This is a genomic window from Burkholderia sp. Bp9004 (assembly GCF_003858025.1).
In the GTDB taxonomy this organism is placed as follows: Bacteria; Pseudomonadota; Gammaproteobacteria; order Burkholderiales; family Burkholderiaceae; genus Burkholderia; species Burkholderia diffusa.
In genome coordinates this window covers 173043-189157 of record NZ_QTQD01000011.1, presented here as the reverse complement: position 1 = coordinate 189157, position 16115 = coordinate 173043, and the positions used below count along the sequence as shown (strand labels likewise).

Here is a 16115-nt window from a genome sequence, read left to right as displayed (position 1 = left end):
TTGTTGTTCTCCTGCTCCAGTTCCTTCAGGCGCTGCGCTTCGGAGACCGTCATCCCGCCGAACTTCGCTTTCCAGTTGTAGTAGGTCGCTTCCGAGATGCCGTGCTTGCGGCACAGCTCCGCCGGCTTCAGGCCAGCCTCGGCTTCCTTCAAGATGCCGATGATTTGCTCTTCGGTGAATCGCTTTTTCATTGCCGTTCCTCTCTGGAACGGACTCTACACCGTCACCGTACTAAACGCGGGGAGCAGGTCAACTCGGACATGAGCGCCCAAATATGTCTAGATTCGCCTTCAAATGCTGAAACGGCTCCATTGCGCCCATTCAATCGACGATCCACAGCCTCCAAGAGCGATGAATGTAGACTCCGCTGCCGCGCGGCCCACCAAATAGCGGCAGGTTGTTCTGCGACTCGCTCAAACCAACGGACCAACCACCAGAGACGCTTCGAATCCACGGTACCGGGAGAGGATCGCATCCCAGCGAGGCGCATGTAGTTCTGACCATCGTCATCAGTGGCCAATGTTCCGATCAGATCGACACCGCCTACGTCCGTAGACCGGCCATTCGCTGGAGGACGAGGTGGATCATCATCCAGTCCAAACTCTACGTGCGGATTGATCTCTGCTGCATCATTCGACCAGCCATTCTTTTCTGGACGTCCATATCGCGAGAATTTATCAAAAACACACAGCCATTCTGCTGGAGGTGGGGGCTCAGCCTCAGCAAACGCTTTCGCGCCTTCTCGAGTTTCGACCAACGCAACAACCTGACCACGCTGATGTGGAAGCAACGACCGTGGCGATGTGTGCGCATGCGCGAGAACACTTGCAGTCCACGAGTCCTTGTTGATTGCTCGAACAGACCAAGCTTCGAGCGTTGTCCATAAGTCATCAAACTGCCGAAAGGCTATACCGGTTACACCCAATTCGTGCCACTTCGCGCGCACGGTCTCCGGCTCCCCTCGGTCGAACGCATAAATTGTGCGCAATTTCGCGGAATTGCTTGCGGACAAACCTTCGAGAAGATAACGAACCGGGGGATCACTTGCTGAGTATCCCAATAGCACAACCACCCGCTGCTCAAGCAACTGACGCATAAATGTCGTCGCCCAGCCGTCTGCAAGATACGCACGGCCGAAGTCGGCCGAACTCAGCACGAGATTCTGACCATCGTCGCTCTGCTGCCGCAAACGGCCGTGAAGATAAACAATCCCCGTCGGCACCTCCATGGCTGTCATCGGTGGCAACAACGGTGGCGTCCACCGACGCAGCTGTCTATTCGCCCGCTCAAACATCAGATCGAAGTTTGTCGTCACTACGAGCGGAGTGCCGGAAGCATCAGCAGAGAGACGGAGGATAGCTTCATGCTTAGTCGGATTTGCTGCCTTTGGTATCTTCAATAGCCAATTGACCTCCCGCTCGACCCTCGGACGGGAATACTCTCTATGAAGAAGACCAAATACTTGATCCAACGGCGGCGCCAGGTCCGGGTCGTTTTTCTCCATTGCAGGCGCCATGAGCTTGCCAATTTTTGACGCTGGGGAAACACCCAGACGCGTCATGACGCACTTCGTGAGTTTGAAAAAACTCGGTAAGCCAACTGGCATAGAAACACCAGCGCCACAAAAAAATACTACTTCGCCTTTATCCCTGAGGCTTAGCAGCTCATTTGGGATCGACGGCCCGTCAGGTAGGAACCTCAGTTTAATCTCCGTTTGGTCAAAAACGACATCGAACAAAGCCTGATATCGAATGCCGTAGCCTACCGCAACTCGCAGAGTCGACGGGACCAGCACGCATAAACACCAGCGCGCACGCCATTCATAAATATGGATCACTTGGGTACACCGTAACGAGCCCGTGGCGTGAGTGTCGGCGCTTGGATCAACAGGATCAACCGTAAATTTGAGCCGCGCTACAATTGATCTACCTATCCTATTGATCCACGTCAATTATGCGCAAGCTCTACTACGGTCGGATATCCACCACGGACGGCCAGTCCTCCGCAAGCCAGTACGACGACGCCAAAGCCCACAACGTCCAGGACAAGGACGTTTTTCATTGACGAGGGCGTGAGCGGCTACCACGTCGCCCCGGACGAGCGGGAGCAGTGGCGCAAAGCGGAGCACGATCTGCGGCACGGTGGCATTCTCATTGTCCGCTGGCTCGACCGAATCAGTCGCCGCTACGACGAACTGCACCGAACCATGCGCCAGCTGATGGACCTTGGCGTGCGCGTCGAATGCACGCTCAACGGAATGGTGTTCGACGGAAACGCCAGAGACCCCATCGAGAAAGCGACGCGGGATGCCGTGCTGGCATTCATGGCCGCCCAAGGCGAATCGGACTACCGGAACCGGGCTGAGATGCAGCGTCGCGGCGTGGCGATCGCGAAGGCTGAAGGGAAATACAAGGGGCGTGCACGATCACACGATTACGCGGCGATCAAGGCGTGGCGGGCGGAGCGTGGCGCGAGCATACGGGAAACAGCGGAGAAGTTCGGCGTCGGCACAGCCACGGTCAAACGTGCTTGCGCCGATCACACCGACATACGCTAGCCAATGGGCGCGGCATCATCTCGGTATGGTTCTTCGGAACCAAATACCGCCCCGCCCAGACGAGAAACGTCTCCAGGCGCCCTCATAGACCGACTTCTGGCGCAGTTAGCTGCCCCCCCGCCAACTGTGTAATGTCGCGAAGATTGTGGCTCACGAGGCGCTTTGTAATCCGCTTATCGTTTGCCTTGATGGACGTCGCCACTGACTGATTGGTAAGGGCTATGCTTTTCAACAGGACTTCGACAGCGAGCGCGCCAAGCATCAATGCGTTACGCCCAATCGCCGCGAAGCTGCGCTATCGTCGCGGACGTTCATCGTGCTGCGCATGACAGGCGAGAGAACATATGGCCCGAGCCATGATCTGTGTCGGCGACACGACGACGCACGGCGGGCGCGTGCTGGAGGGCACCGCGAACCCGACCATTGACGGAAAACCCATTGCCGGCGTCGGGCACAAGGTACTTTGCCCGCAATACAAAGGCATCTTCCCGAACCTGCCCGCCACCGGGCGACGCTACCCGCACCAGATTGCAGGCCGGGAAACGGCCATCGAGGGCATGAAGGCGGCGCGCGGCGCGACCCTGATCCCGTCGCAGTCTTCCGCGACGCTCGACGACGTTGGCGCCGGCGAAGCCACGACCGACGGTGCAGCGGCCGCCGCGGCTACAGCGTTGGCCCCTTTGCCGATGCTCTGCCTGGAATGTCTGAAGCCCGCCGCCGAGAATGCGGCGACGATGATCGCGCGCGGGTAAGCCCATGATCGACGTCTCAATCGAACCGTTCTTCTTCAAACGCCAACAGCAGTTGACGATGCAGGTGAATCGGTACGCCCTGGCCGGCGGTCTGCTGGTCGCCGACGCCGGACCGTGGCTGCTCGACTGGGAACGGGCCGACGGGGCAATCCGCAAGACCTTGCGGATCGGCTCGATCCCGACGGTGTCGCGATGCTGATCAATGTAGGTCTTCAGGACTTGAATCGGCGGTCGAGCTCCGCCTGGGCGAAAAACCCGGGGTACGTCCGCGCTCGGCCATGCTCACGCCACCGCGTTCCCCACGGTCGACCTCGTCGCGTTTGACCCAATCCAGAAGCTTCTGCGGCGTGCAGTCGATCATTGGTGCAATCGATTCGACTGCCGCCCACATCGACGGATGTTCACCACGTCGCTCGCGTACCATGCGCACTGCACACTCTCGGACTTCCGGGGAAAACTTGCTTGCCTTCTTGTTCGTGGCTCGATTCTCTCAAGAATACGAGCCTCCACCAAATTCGGTGCGGTTCAGGACGCGCCGTTCTCTGTCGGCAATCACGAGCACATCGAAGCAGCAAACAGGATCGAGATCATGCCCCGTCGATCAAGATCTGCTGCCGCAATACGCGGATATCTGACGAAGCTGGCGCGGTCGACCGCGCCAGCGACAGCCGCTAGAACAGCCCAACTGGCTGAGCAGCGTCGGGAACGCATATTGCTCGGCCGCTCCCGATCGCTCAATTCCAATCCGGCATCAATCACCGGATCGCCGGATCGCCGGATTCCAGCGCCATTTCCAACCATTTGATCGATAGTTATCAGGATTAGTCATTCATATTTTCATAACCGCACTTTTTACTGATTCACCAAGTAACAATTACGATTTAACCGGAAATTAAATATCCCAAAAAAAACACCAAACTTCATTGACTTTGACTTTCGTCGAAATTTAGAATCCCATACAACATCTTTCGTCTGATTTTTTTCAGTACCGCACGAACGTTGCCCTTCGCCTGCGCGAAGGCGTGCTCCAGTGACTACACCCGCACCAGAACGGGTGGCGCGTCCTTTCGCCTTCACTTTTCGGCATTCATCGTTCATTCGACTAAAGCCGTTCAATTCGCCCCCGAGCATCACGCCACGATTAATCCCGGGCATTTTCAGAATACCCGAGACGCAGCACAAGGCGGATCAAGCCGCCCGCTCATTCAAGCATTCCGATAAAAATCACATGCATCAGGAGGGTCGTCATGAACATGCACCGCCTCACGAAATCGCTGTGTCTCGGATTCGTCTGCGCCGGCCTGCTCGCCGCCTGCAACGACGACGACGTCCAGTCCAGCGGTACGTCGTCCAACAGCGCCGCACTGTCGTTCCGCATGGACACCGGCGGGCAGATCAATGCGTTCTACCGGCAGGACAAAGTCGCCGCGCACCTGCTGGCGCGCTCGTCGACGAAACCGCGTCTGCTCGTGGTGTTTCCGGCCGGCAACAGCGGCACCGGGCTGTGGTTCGACGACACTGCCCAGCCGGTGAGCTGGAGCCTCGACACGCCGCCATCCGCGCTGTCGGCACCCGACACGCACGGTCGCCCGCTGTACGGCATCGGCGCCGACGTATCGGTCGACACCGACACGCTGACGATCCGCCAGGGGCTGCTCGGCAACGTGCGCTTCCTGCGCGACTTCAACGGCGGCGCGACGATACCGCCGGAGATCGTCACCGCCCCGACGATCCAGGGGAGCGTCACGCAATGGCAGCGCGACCGGATCGACGGCGCGCCCGGCCAGATGCTGCGCATCACGCTGCGCGACGGCGGCAGCATCGCAACAGCCGCGGGCGGCAAGCTCGTGCTGCGCGCGGCGGCCGGCGCTCGTACGCTGAAACTGCACGTCGATGCGCTGTCGGGCGAGACGCCGTTGGCGCCGATCCTGCGTGCAGACCTGCTCGCGCCGTCCGCGAATCCCGACCCGGTCAGCCAGAACGTGCTCGAATTCCTGAGCTTCCACGACAAGTTGCTGGCCGGCTCGTGGCAATACGACACCTACTTCGGCCGCGACACGCTGATCTCGGTGCGCATGCTGATGCCGGTGCTCGAGCCTGCGGCGATCGAGGCCGGGCTGACGTCGGTGCTGAGTCGCCTGTCGGACGACGGCAAGGTCGCGCACGAGGAAGGCATCGGCGAATTCGCGCTGGTCGACAACGCGAAGCACGGCCGGCCGAACGATGCAACGCCGACCTACGATTACAAGATGATCGACAGCGACTACCTGCTCGCGCCGATCGCGGCGGCCTGGCTGATCGACGACACGCGCGGCCAGGCGCGCGCGGCCGCCTATCTCGCGCAACGCGGCAGCGACGGTCAGACGAACGGCAGCCGGCTCGTCGTCAACCTGCTGCACGTCGCGGCGACCGCGCAGCCGTTCGCACAGCAGCCGTCGGTCGCGAACCTGATCCACCTGCGGCCTGGCGAGATCGTCGGCAACTGGCGCGACAGCACCGACGGGCTCGGCGGCGGCGTCTATCCGTACGACGTGAATGCGGTGCTCGTGCCGGCCGCGCTGCGCGCGGCGAATGCGTTCCTCGCGCGCGGCCTGCTCGATCCTTACCTGGACGCCGGGCAACGTGCGACGCTCGCGAACACGGCGACCGAAGCGGCTACCTGGGAGCAACAGGCGCCGCCGCTGTTCCAGGTGAGCGTACCGGCCGCGCAGGCGGCGACCGAAGTATCGGCCTATGCGTCGTCCGCCGGTGTGCCGGCCGGTACCGCGCCGGGTGCCCCGCTGACTTTCTACGCGCTGTCGCTCGACCAGCAAGGCACGCCGATCCCGGTGATGAATTCCGACGGCGGCTTCGCGCTGCTGTTCGGCACGCCGGCGGACGACCAGCTCCAGCGGATCGTCACCGACGTCACGCGGCCGTTCCCGACCGGGCTCGTCACCGATGTCGGGATGCTGATCGCGAACCCCGCGTATGCGAATCAGGCGCTGTGGCCCAAATTCACGAGTTCGGCGTATCACGGCACGGTGATCTGGTCGTGGCAACAGGCGATGTGGGTCGCCGGGCTCGACCGCCAGCTCGCGCGCCAGGATCTGTCGGACACGACGCGCACGCTGCTGACGCAGGCTCGGCAGACGATCTGGCAGGTGATCTCGAACGGACGCGACATGCGCACGTCGGAAATGTGGACCTGGTCGTACGTGAACGGTCGGTACCAGACCGATGCATTCGGCACCCGCAGCGCGGATGCGACCGAAGCCAACGCGGCGCAGCTGTGGAGCACGACGTATCTCGCGATCCGCGATCCGCAACTGCGCGCGGGCAAGTACTGGTGGCAGGCGTCGCAGCGGATGCAGGACGCGCAGCCGGAGCGTGCGGCGGCCATCGCGTCGCGATAGCCGATGCGTCATTGAAACGAAAGCCCCACATGCTCGTGCGCGTGCGGGGCTTCATCCAGGGTGCATGCGAAACGGACCTGCCTCGCGTCGCGCCATTGCGTTGCGGCCGCGCGCGCCACGTCGCCGAATGCGCGGCGGCCGCTCGTCAGTGCGCAACCACGCGATTGCGCCCGTCGCGCTTCGCCTGGTACAGCCGTTCATCGACCGCCCGCAGCAACGCATCGACCGTGCTCCCGTCGACGCCGTACTGCGCGACGCCGACGCTGACCGTCACCTGCACGCGCTTGAAATCCAGCCCGAACGGTGAACTCGCGATCGACGAACGCACGCGCTCGGCCGTCATGCGCGCGCCTTCGAGCGGCATCTCGGGCAACAGCGCCATGAACTCCTCGCCGCCGACCCGCGCGAGCGCACCGGCCGGACGAATCGCCTCGAGAGACTGGCGCACGACGCCGCGCAGCACCTCGTCGCCGATCTGGTGCCCGTACGCGTCGTTGATGTTCTTGAAGTTGTCGAGATCGAGCGCGAGCAGGCAAAACGGCGTGCCGTCGCGCTCCGCACGCACGATCTCGCGGTCGACCTGCGCGATGAACTGGCGGCGGTTCGACGCGCCCGTCATCGGATCGGTCGCGGCCATGTATTCGAGCTTCTGGTTCGTGCGCCGCAACTCCTGCAGCGCACTCTCGGTGCGCGCCATCGATTCCGACAGCCGGCTCATCAGGTCTTCCTGGCTGTAGATCGCCGAGAACGAGCGCGTCGTCTGCAGCGCCTGCACGACGCCGTAGCTGAGCAGGAAGAACCCGCCCGCGAAGATCGCATGCGCGAGCCACCACATGTGGTTCCAGGGCTTGCCGAGGATGAACGCGAGCGACGACAGCGCGAACGCCATGATCGACATGCCGTAGATCACCATCAGCGGCGAACGGATGCGCCGCGCGAGCAGCATGCCGACGTTGAGCAGCGAAAACACCAGCGCGCCGCCTTCCATCGACAGTCGCGTGCCCAGCGCGCCCGCGACCGGCGAATACGCGATGTATGCAACCGCCACGTTGATGACCAGGAACAGCACGATCCACGGCAGCCACGTTCGCGCGCGCGCCCGCTTCTCGACCCGATCGGGCGGCTGCGAATACGACAGCAGGCCCGTCAGCAGCAGGATCGACATCACGAGGCGCGATGCGGGCCCGTACAGCAGGAACAGCCAGATGTTGTGATGCGCCATCCCGGTGAACAGGCCGTGCAACGCGTAGATCATCGCGAAGCCCAGAAAGCCGAGTGTCAGCCAGCGCAGGAGCGGCTCTCCGGACGACCGGTAGCACACCCACGTCACGTAGGTGACGAATGCACCCTCGAGGGTCGCGGCCGCGATCGCGATTTCATGGAAGGCGTGGCTCTCGAACACGACGTGCGGGTCGCTGAAGAACCACAGATAGGCGATCAGATAGGCTGGCAGCAATGCGAAGCCGACCAGCAGGCATTTCGCATAGAGCCTCGCGGCCGCGCTGACGACGCGCGGCGGTTCCCCGGCTGCATAGGTCGTGCTCAATTCGGTCCCCGTTCGGTCTGCTGCGTGGTTCGAACGTTCACGGTGCCGGACACGCGCGATGCATCGACTGCGCCGGCTACCGGAAACGCATCACGTGCGTCGGTGCGATGCACGCGTTGCCCCATCCCGCCGAAAGGCAAATGTCAGAGCAAGTATAGGTGCGGCAATTCGTTTGACAAGTAAGGGGAAACGGCAGCATCGAACCGGCACCGTTTGCTTCCCGATCCTTTCGAATCGCATGCGACGGCCGCGGCTTGCGTCAACGCAGGCGGCGGCCGTCGGCCGACAAGCAAAAAATCAGACGATTTCGAACAGGCCGGCGGCGCCCTGCCCGCCGCCGATGCACATCGTGACGACGACGTATTTCACGCCGCGCCGCTTGCCTTCGATCAGCGCATGGCCCGTCAGGCGCGCACCCGACACGCCGTACGGATGGCCGACCGCGATCGCGCCGCCGTTCACGTTCAGGCGGTCGTCAGGAATCCCGAGCGTATCGCGGCAGTACAGCACCTGCACCGCGAACGCTTCGTTCAGTTCCCATAGGCCGATGTCGTCGACCTTCAGCCCCGCCTGCTTCAGCAGCTTCGGCACCGCGAACACCGGGCCGATGCCCATTTCGTCCGGCTCGCAACCGGCGACCGCGAAACCGCGAAACACGCCGAGCGGCTGCAGCCCTTCGCGCTGTGCGACATCCGCGTTCATCACCACGCACGCCGATGCGCCGTCCGAGAACTGGCTCGCGTTGCCCGCGGTGATCACGCCGCCCGGCACGGCCGAACGGATCTTCGACACGCCTTCGAGCGTCGTGTCGGGCCGGATGCCTTCGTCGGCCGACACGGTAACGTCCTGCGTGAACAGCCGGCCCGTCGCCTTGTCGGCGATGCCCGCGCGTACGGTGATCGGCACGATCTCGTCGTTGAAGCGCCCGGCTTCCTGCGCGGCCGCGGCACGCAGTTGCGACCGCACGCCGTACTCGTCCTGCCGCTCCTTCGCGATCCCGTAGCGCTTCGCGACGTTTTCCGCCGTCTGAAGCATGTTCCAGTAGATCTCTGGCTTGTGCTCGACGAGCCAGCCGTCCTGGATCATGTGCCGGTTCATCTCGTTCTGCACGCAGGAGATCGATTCGACGCCGCCCGCGACATACACGTCGCCCTCGCCGGCGATGATCCGTTGCGCGGCGAGCGCGATGGTCTGCAGCCCTGACGAGCAGAAACGGTTCACCGTCATCCCCGGCACGCTCACCGGCAGCCCGGCGCGCAGCGCGATCTGCCGCGCGATGTTCGCGCCGGTCGCGCCTTCGGGGTTCGCGCAGCCCATGATCACGTCCTCGATGCGCGCGGGGTCGAGCTTCGCGCGTTCGAGCGCGGCCGCGACCACGTGGCCGCCGAGCGTCGCGCCGTGCGTCATGTTGAATGCGCCACGCCACGATTTCGCGAGCGGCGTGCGTGCGGTCGATACGATTACGGCTTCGGTCATGCGAGTCTCCTTCGGTCCTGCTTCATGTCCTGAATCGGATGGGAATGCGCTACGCCGTCGGGCGCGCGCCCGCGGACGTCACGTGTGCGACGCCCGCCGCCTGCATCTGTTGCCATGCGTGCGCGAGCGACCCGTTCAGGTCGATCGCACGGCACGCATCGTTGATCACGGCGGCCTCGAAGCCGGCCGCGCGCGCATCGAGCGCGGACCACGCGACGCAATAGTCGGTCGCGAGTCCGCAACACCACACGCGTTTCGCGCCGAGCTCGCGCAGATAGCCGGCGAGCCCCGTGCGCGTCGTGCGGTCGGCTTCGACGAATGCGGAGTAGCTGTCGACCTGCGCGTCGCCGCCCTTGCGGATCACGAGCCTCGCATGCGGGATGTCGAGGTCGCGATGCAGCGCCGCGCCTTCCGTGTCCTGCACGCAATGCACGGGCCACAGCACCTGCTCGCCGTACGGCAGCGCGAGCGTCGAGAACGGCTCGCGCCCCGGGTGATTCGCCGCGAACGACACGTGTTCGCGCGGGTGCCAGTCCTGCGTCAGCACGACCTGGTCGAAGCGTTGCGCGAGCGCGTTGATCACCGGCACGACCGCGTCGCCGTCCGGCACCGCGAGTGCGCCACCCGGCATGAAGTCGTACTGCACGTCGATCACGAGCAACACGTCGTCAGTGCGTTTCATTGCGTTTCTCCTTGCAAGACGGGTCGCGCCGTCACGCACGGCGTCAGCCGTTGAACCCGCGTCCGGCCTTTGCCAGTTCGACGATCGACGGCGCGAGCTGCCACGCGTCGCCGTTCGGCGCGGCCGCATAGCGGCGGATCGCGCGCTCGACGTTGTAGAGGCCGACCATGTCCGCATACAGCATCGGGCCGCCACGCCACAGCGGGAAGCCATAGCCGGTCAGGTAGACCATGTCGATGTCGGACGCCTTCGACGCGATCTTCTCCTCGAGAATCTTCGCGCCTTCGTTGACGAGCGCGAACACGAGCCGCTCGACGATCTCGTCGTCGCCGATCTTGCGCCGCTCCACGCCGCGCTCCTTCGAATACGCGACGACCATCTCGTCGACGAGCGCCGAAGGCTTCGCCTTGCGCTCGCCCGGCACGTAGTCGTACCAGCCGCCGCCAGTCTTCTGGCCGAAGCGGCCCTCCTCGCACAGGCGGTCGGCGATCTTCGAGTAATGCAGATCGGGCTGCTCGACATAGCGGCGCTTGCGGATCGCCCAGCCGATGTCGTTGCCGGCGAGATCGCTCATCCGGAACGGGCCCATCGCGAAACCGAACTTCTCGATCGCGCGATCGACCTGTGCGGGCAGCGCGCCTTCCTCGAGCATGAAGAGTGCCTGGCGGATGTACTGCTCGATCATCCGGTTGCCGATGAAGCCGTCGCACACGCCCGACACGACCGCCGTCTTGCGGATCTTCTTCGCGACCGCCATCACGGTGGCGAGCACGTCCTTCGCGGTCTGCGCGCCGCGCACGACCTCGAGCAGCTTCATCACGTTCGCCGGGCTGAAGAAGTGCATGCCGACCACGTCCTGCGGCCGCTTCGTGAACGCGGCGATCTTGTCGACGTCGAGCGTCGACGTGTTCGACGCGAGGATCGCACCCGGTTTCGCGACTTCGTCGAGCTTCCTGAACACCTGCTCCTTCACGCCGAGCTCCTCGAACACGGCCTCGACGATCAGGTCCGCATCCTTCAGGTCGTCGTAGGACAGCGTCGGCGTGATCAGCGCCATGCGTGCGTCGAGCTTCTCCTGCGTGAGCTTGCCCTTCTTCACCTGCGCATCGTAGTTCTTGCGGATCGTCGCGATGCCGCGCTCGAGCGCTTCCTGTTTCGTCTCGAGCAGCGTGACGGGCAGGCCCGCGTTGACGAAGTTCATCGCGATCCCGCCGCCCATCGTGCCCGCGCCGATCACGCCGACGCGGCGGATCTCGCGCAGCGGCGTATCGGCCGGCACGTCGGGAATCTTGCTCGCCGCGCGTTCGCCGAAGAACGCATGGCGCAGCGCGCGGCTTTCCGGCGTCATCATCAGCGCGACGAAACCCTCGCGCTCGGCGATGCTGCCCTTGTCGAAGCCGTTCAGCACGCCGGCCTCGATCGCGTCGATGCACTTGTGCGGCGCGGGGAAATTCGGCGCGGCGGCCCGCGCGGAATTGCGCGCGAACTGGAGGAAGCCCGCCGCGTTCTCGTGGACGATCTTGCGATCGCGCACGCGCGGATGCGGCCCCTGCCGCGCGCCGACCTTGCGCGCGAACGCAACGGCCGCGTCGAGCAGGTCGCCGTCGGCCATCTCGTCGAACAGCCCGCTCTTCGCAAGCTGCTCCGACGGTACCGGCGCGCCCGACACGATCATGTTCAGCGCGGTTTCGAGGCCCACCGCACGCGGCAGACGTTGCGTGCCGCCCGCGCCCGGCAGCAGGCCGAGCTTCACTTCGGGCAGCGCGACCTGCGCACCGGGCGCCGCGACGCGATAGTGCGCGCCGAGCGCGAGCTCCAGGCCGCCGCCCATCACGACGCTGTGCAGCGCGGCGACGACCGGTTTCGCGCTTGCCTCCACCGCGCGGATCACGGTGTGCAGCGTCGGCTCCTGCAGGGCCTTCGGGGTATTGAATTCGGTGATGTCGGCGCCGCCCGAGAACGCGCGGCCCGCGCCGGTCAGCACGATCGCCGTGACCGACGGATCCTGCGCGGCGCGATCGAGCGCGTCCATGACGCCCTCGCGTGTCGACAGGCCGAGCCCGTTGACGGGCGGATTGTTGAGCGTGATGACGGCCACGCCGTCGCGAGTCGAGTAATCCACTGCCATCTGCCTGCCTCCATGCATCGCGCGCCGGGGTGGCTGCGCTTCATTGTGCGCGGTCGAACGGCCGCATGTCCGGATCGAACGGAGGCAGCATACAACGAAAAAGCACGGTCGTTCAATTTGAATTTTTCCCGATCCGGGGGCCGGATCGGGAGACCGTGCGGCGGGCCGTTGCCGGCCGCGGCTTACGGCTCGCCGACCGCCGTCGGCAGCACGTAGTCGCGGAACGTCTCGCGCAGCTTCAGCTTCTGCAGCTTGCCGGTCGCGGTGTGCGGCAGCGATTCGACGAACACGACGTCGTCGGGCACCCACCACTTCGCGACCTTGCCCTCGTAAAACGCGAGCAGCGCGTCACGCGTCAGGTTCGCCCCTTCGCGCGGTACCACGACCAGCAGTGGACGCTCGGTCCATTTCGGGTGCGCGCACGCGATGCACGCGGCTTCGGCCACGCCCGGGTGCGCGATCGCGACGTTCTCGATGTCGATCGAGCTGATCCACTCGCCGCCGGACTTGATCACGTCCTTGCTGCGGTCGGTGATCTGCAGGAAGCCGTCGGGGTCGATCGTCGCGACGTCGCCGGTCGGAAACCAGCCGCCCGACAGCGGCGACGTATCGCTCCTGAAGTAGCGATCGATCACCCAGGGCCCGCGCACCTGCAGTTCGCCGAACGCGACGCCGTCCCACGGCAATTCATGGCCGTCGTCGCCGACGATCCGCATGTCGACACCGCAGATCACGCGCCCCTGCTTCTCCAGCAACCGGCGCTGCGCGTCGAGCGGCCGCTGCGACTGCGCCCAGTTCAGCGTCGCGAGCGTGCCTAGCGGCGACAGCTCAGTCATCCCCCACGCGTGGATCACGCGCACGCCGTATTCGTCCTCGAACGTGCGCAGCATCGCGGGCGGGCACGCGGAGCCGCCGATCACCGTGCGGTTCAGCGTCGAGAAACGCACGCCGGCCTCGCGCATGTAGTTCAGCAGCCCGAGCCACACGGTCGGCACGCCCGCGGAAAACGTCACGCGTTCGGCCTCCATCAGTTCGTACAGCGACCTGCCGTCGAGATCCTTGCCGGGCAGCACGAGCTTGCCGCCCGTGAGCGGCACCGCATACGGCAGGCCCCACGCGTTCACATGAAACATCGGCACGACGGGCAGCACGGCGTCGAGCGCCGACAGGTTCATCGCGTCGGGCAGCGCTGCGCCGTACGCGTGCAGCACCGTCGAGCGATGCGAATACAGCACGCCCTTCGGGTTGCCGGTCGTGCCCGACGTGTAGCACAGCCCGGACGCCTGCAGCTCGTCGAGACGCGGCCAGTCGTAGCGGCCGTCCTCGGCGTCGACGAGCGTTTCGTAGCACAGGAACGGCGTCGCGCCGGACGGCAGGTGCGCGGCGTCGGTCATCGCGATCCAGCCTTTCACGTGCGGACACTGAGGCGCGATCGCGTCGACCAGCGGCGCGAAATTGATGTCGAAGCAGACGTAGCGGTCTTCCGCGTGATTGACGATGTAGGCGATCTGCTCGGGAAAGAGGCGCGGGTTGATCGTGTGGCACACGGCGCCCATCCCGCCGATCCCGTAGTACGCCTCCAGATGCCGGTAGCCGTTCCAGGCCAGCGTGCCGACGCGGTCGCCCGATTCGACGCCGAGCCGCGCGAGCGCCTGCGCGAGCCGCTTCGCGCGCTGCTCGCAGTCGCGGTACGTGTAGCGATGCAGGTCGCCTTCCACGCGCCTCGACACGATCTCCGTGTCGCCCGCGTAACGCGCGGCGTGCGCGATCAGCGACGACACCAGCAACGGCATGTCCATCATCTGGCCCAGCAACGGCTTACCCATCGTCTTGTTCTCCCGGAAGGACGCGAATCGGTGACCAGCCTCGAAGCGGTGCGCCGGCTTGCGGCCCGGACAGGCCTGGCGCAAGGCGCGCGGGCCGCCATGCGGGCGGCGCGGCGCCGCCTTACAATATCGGCTTACCCAGAGGCGCTCAACATGTCGTTTTCCCGAAGCGCAGCCGATACGGCTGACACTCTTCCCGACCTCGCCGCGACGCTCGGTGCGCCGGCCGCCGGCGCGTTCGTCACGCTCGGCGATGCGTTTCATACGCGGCTGCCGGCCGCACCGCTGCCCGCGCCGTACGTCGTCGGCTTTTCCGACGAGGTCGCGCACCTGCTCGGCCTGCCGGTGTCGATTGGCCAGCAGCCCGGGTTCGCCGAGCTCTTCGCCGGCAACCCGACGCGCGACTGGCCCGCGAGCGCGATGCCGTATGCGTCGGTGTATTCCGGCCACCAGTTCGGCGTGTGGGCCGGCCAGCTCGGCGACGGCCGCGCGCTGACGATCGGCGAACTCCCCGGCACGAACGGCCAGCGCTACGAACTGCAGATCAAGGGCGGCGGCCGCACGCCGTATTCGCGGATGGGCGACGGCCGCGCGGTGCTGCGCTCGTCGATCCGCGAATTCCTGTGTTCGGAAGCCATGCATCACCTCGGCATCCCGACCACCCGCGCGCTCACGGTGATCGGCTCCGACCAGCCGGTGGTGCGCGAGGAGATCGAGACGTCAGCGGTCGTCACGCGCGTATCGGAGAGCTTCGTGCGCTTCGGCCACTTCGAGCATTTCTTCTCGAACGATCGCCCGGACCTGCTGCGCCAGCTCGCCGATCACGTGATCGATCGCTTCTATCCGGCATGCCGCGACGCCGACGATCCGTACCTCGCGCTGCTCGAAGCCGCGACGCTGCGCACGGCCGACCTCGTCGCGCAGTGGCAAGCGGTCGGTTTCTGCCACGGCGTGATGAACACCGACAACATGTCGATCCTCGGCATGACGATCGACTACGGTCCATTCGGCTTCGTCGACGCGTTCGACGCGAACCACATCTGCAATCACTCCGACACGAGCGGCCGCTACGCGTACCGGATGCAGCCGCGCATCGCGCACTGGAACTGCTACTGCCTCGCGCAGGCACTGCTGCCGCTGATCGGGCTGCAGCACGGGATCGCCGACGACGATGCGCGCGCCGAGCGCGCGGTCGACGACGCGCAGGCCGTGCTCGCGAAATTTCCCGAACGCTTCGGCCCCGCGCTCGAACGCGCGATGCGCGCGAAGCTCGGCCTCGAACTCGAACTCGAGAACGACGCCGAGCTCGCGAACAAGCTGCTCGAAACGATGCACGCGAGCCATGCGGACTTCACGCTGACGTTCCGCCGGCTCGCGCAGTTGTCGAAGCACGACGCGAGCCGCGACGCGCCGGTGCGCGACCTGTTCATCGATCGCGACGCATTCGACGCGTGGGCGAACCTCTATCGCGCCCGGCTGTCCGAGGAAACGCGCGACGACGCGGCCCGCGCGGCCGCGATGAATCGCGTGAATCCGAAATACGTGCTGCGCAACCATTTGGCCGAAGTCGCGATCCGGCGCGCGAAGGAAAAGGATTTTTCCGAAGTCGAGCGACTCGCGCAGGTGCTGCGCCGGCCATACGACGAACAACCGGAACACGAAACGTATGCGGCATTGCCGCCAGACTGGGCCGGGTCGCTCGAAGTGAGCTGCTCGTCGTGACCCGCACGACCCGACCGACCGATCAGGAGAA

11 protein-coding genes, 2 pseudogenes and 1 other annotated feature are annotated in these 16115 nt (G+C 64.9%); of the genes and pseudogenes, 5 read left to right on the top strand and 8 right to left on the bottom strand.

Annotated features, from left to right (window positions below):
• Together DIE08_RS15290 and DIE08_RS15285 are read right to left on the bottom strand one after the other, a co-directional pair.
• Window positions 1-191: transposase (locus DIE08_RS15290; protein ID WP_148096083.1), on the bottom strand; the 191-nt coding region annotated here is incomplete at its 3' end.
• A gap of 32 nt (window positions 192-223) precedes the next feature.
• On the bottom strand, window positions 224-1837 hold the full coding sequence (locus tag DIE08_RS15285; protein ID WP_124902379.1) for an SIR2 family protein: 1614 nt from the start codon (window positions 1835-1837) through the stop codon (window positions 224-226).
• Window positions 1838-1953: 116 nt separating this feature from the next.
• Between DIE08_RS15285 and DIE08_RS15280 the strand changes: the two are divergent.
• From DIE08_RS15280 to DIE08_RS15270, 3 genes and pseudogenes are all read left to right on the top strand, one after another.
• Window positions 1954-2557 (top strand): annotated as a pseudogene (locus DIE08_RS15280) (recombinase family protein).
• 344 nt (window positions 2558-2901) lie between these two features.
• Window positions 2902-3309 carry a PAAR domain-containing protein gene (locus DIE08_RS15275; protein ID WP_124902377.1) on the top strand — a complete coding sequence of 136 codons (408 nt, stop codon included), beginning with the start codon at window positions 2902-2904 and terminating at the stop codon, window positions 3307-3309.
• A 4-nt stretch (window positions 3310-3313) separates the two neighbouring features.
• Entirely contained in the window at window positions 3314-3508 is a 195-nt protein-coding gene (locus DIE08_RS15270; protein ID WP_260436529.1) for a hypothetical protein, read from the top strand.
• On the opposite strand, the pseudogene DIE08_RS36210 reads toward DIE08_RS15270, so the two are convergent.
• Window positions 3445-3733 (bottom strand): annotated as a pseudogene (locus DIE08_RS36210) (IS3 family transposase); the annotation flags it as partial. The gene DIE08_RS15270 and the pseudogene DIE08_RS36210 sit on opposite strands and share 64 nt — an antisense overlap.
• Window positions 3451-3567 (bottom strand) — a sequence feature (AL1L pseudoknot). (Overlaps the previous pseudogene by 117 nt.)
• Before the next feature lie 829 nt (window positions 3734-4562).
• Between DIE08_RS36210 and DIE08_RS15260 the strand changes: the two are divergent.
• On the top strand, window positions 4563-6704 hold the full coding sequence (locus tag DIE08_RS15260) for a hypothetical protein (RefSeq protein WP_124902382.1): 2142 nt from the start codon (window positions 4563-4565) through the stop codon (window positions 6702-6704).
• A 145-nt stretch (window positions 6705-6849) separates the two neighbouring features.
• Here DIE08_RS15260 and DIE08_RS15255 read toward each other — a convergent pair whose 3' ends face one another.
• The 5 genes from DIE08_RS15255 to DIE08_RS15235 form a co-directional block, all read right to left on the bottom strand.
• Window positions 6850-8250, bottom strand: coding sequence for a sensor domain-containing diguanylate cyclase (locus tag DIE08_RS15255; RefSeq protein ID WP_124902376.1), 1401 nt, complete (start codon window positions 8248-8250; stop codon window positions 6850-6852).
• 297 nt (window positions 8251-8547) lie between these two features.
• Complete coding sequence (locus DIE08_RS15250) at window positions 8548-9726, bottom strand: acetyl-CoA C-acyltransferase (RefSeq protein WP_059604183.1); 1179 nt, start codon at window positions 9724-9726, stop codon at window positions 8548-8550.
• A 49-nt stretch (window positions 9727-9775) separates the two neighbouring features.
• Window positions 9776-10408: a bifunctional nicotinamidase/pyrazinamidase gene (pncA, locus tag DIE08_RS15245; protein WP_044843660.1), complete on the bottom strand. Its 633-nt coding sequence runs from the start codon at window positions 10406-10408 to the stop codon at window positions 9776-9778.
• Between the two features lie 43 nt (window positions 10409-10451).
• Window positions 10452-12536 carry a 3-hydroxyacyl-CoA dehydrogenase NAD-binding domain-containing protein gene (locus tag DIE08_RS15240; RefSeq protein WP_124902375.1) on the bottom strand — a complete coding sequence of 695 codons (2085 nt, stop codon included), beginning with the start codon at window positions 12534-12536 and terminating at the stop codon, window positions 10452-10454.
• Between the two features lie 182 nt (window positions 12537-12718).
• Window positions 12719-14362, bottom strand: a complete 1644-nt coding sequence (locus DIE08_RS15235; RefSeq protein ID WP_059604175.1) for a 3-(methylthio)propionyl-CoA ligase — start codon at window positions 14360-14362, stop codon at window positions 12719-12721.
• 153 nt (window positions 14363-14515) lie between these two features.
• On the opposite strand from DIE08_RS15235, the gene DIE08_RS15230 reads away from it, so the two are divergent.
• Complete coding sequence (locus DIE08_RS15230) at window positions 14516-16084, top strand: YdiU family protein (RefSeq protein ID WP_124902374.1); 1569 nt, start codon at window positions 14516-14518, stop codon at window positions 16082-16084.
• Window positions 16085-16115 lie beyond the last annotated feature (31 nt).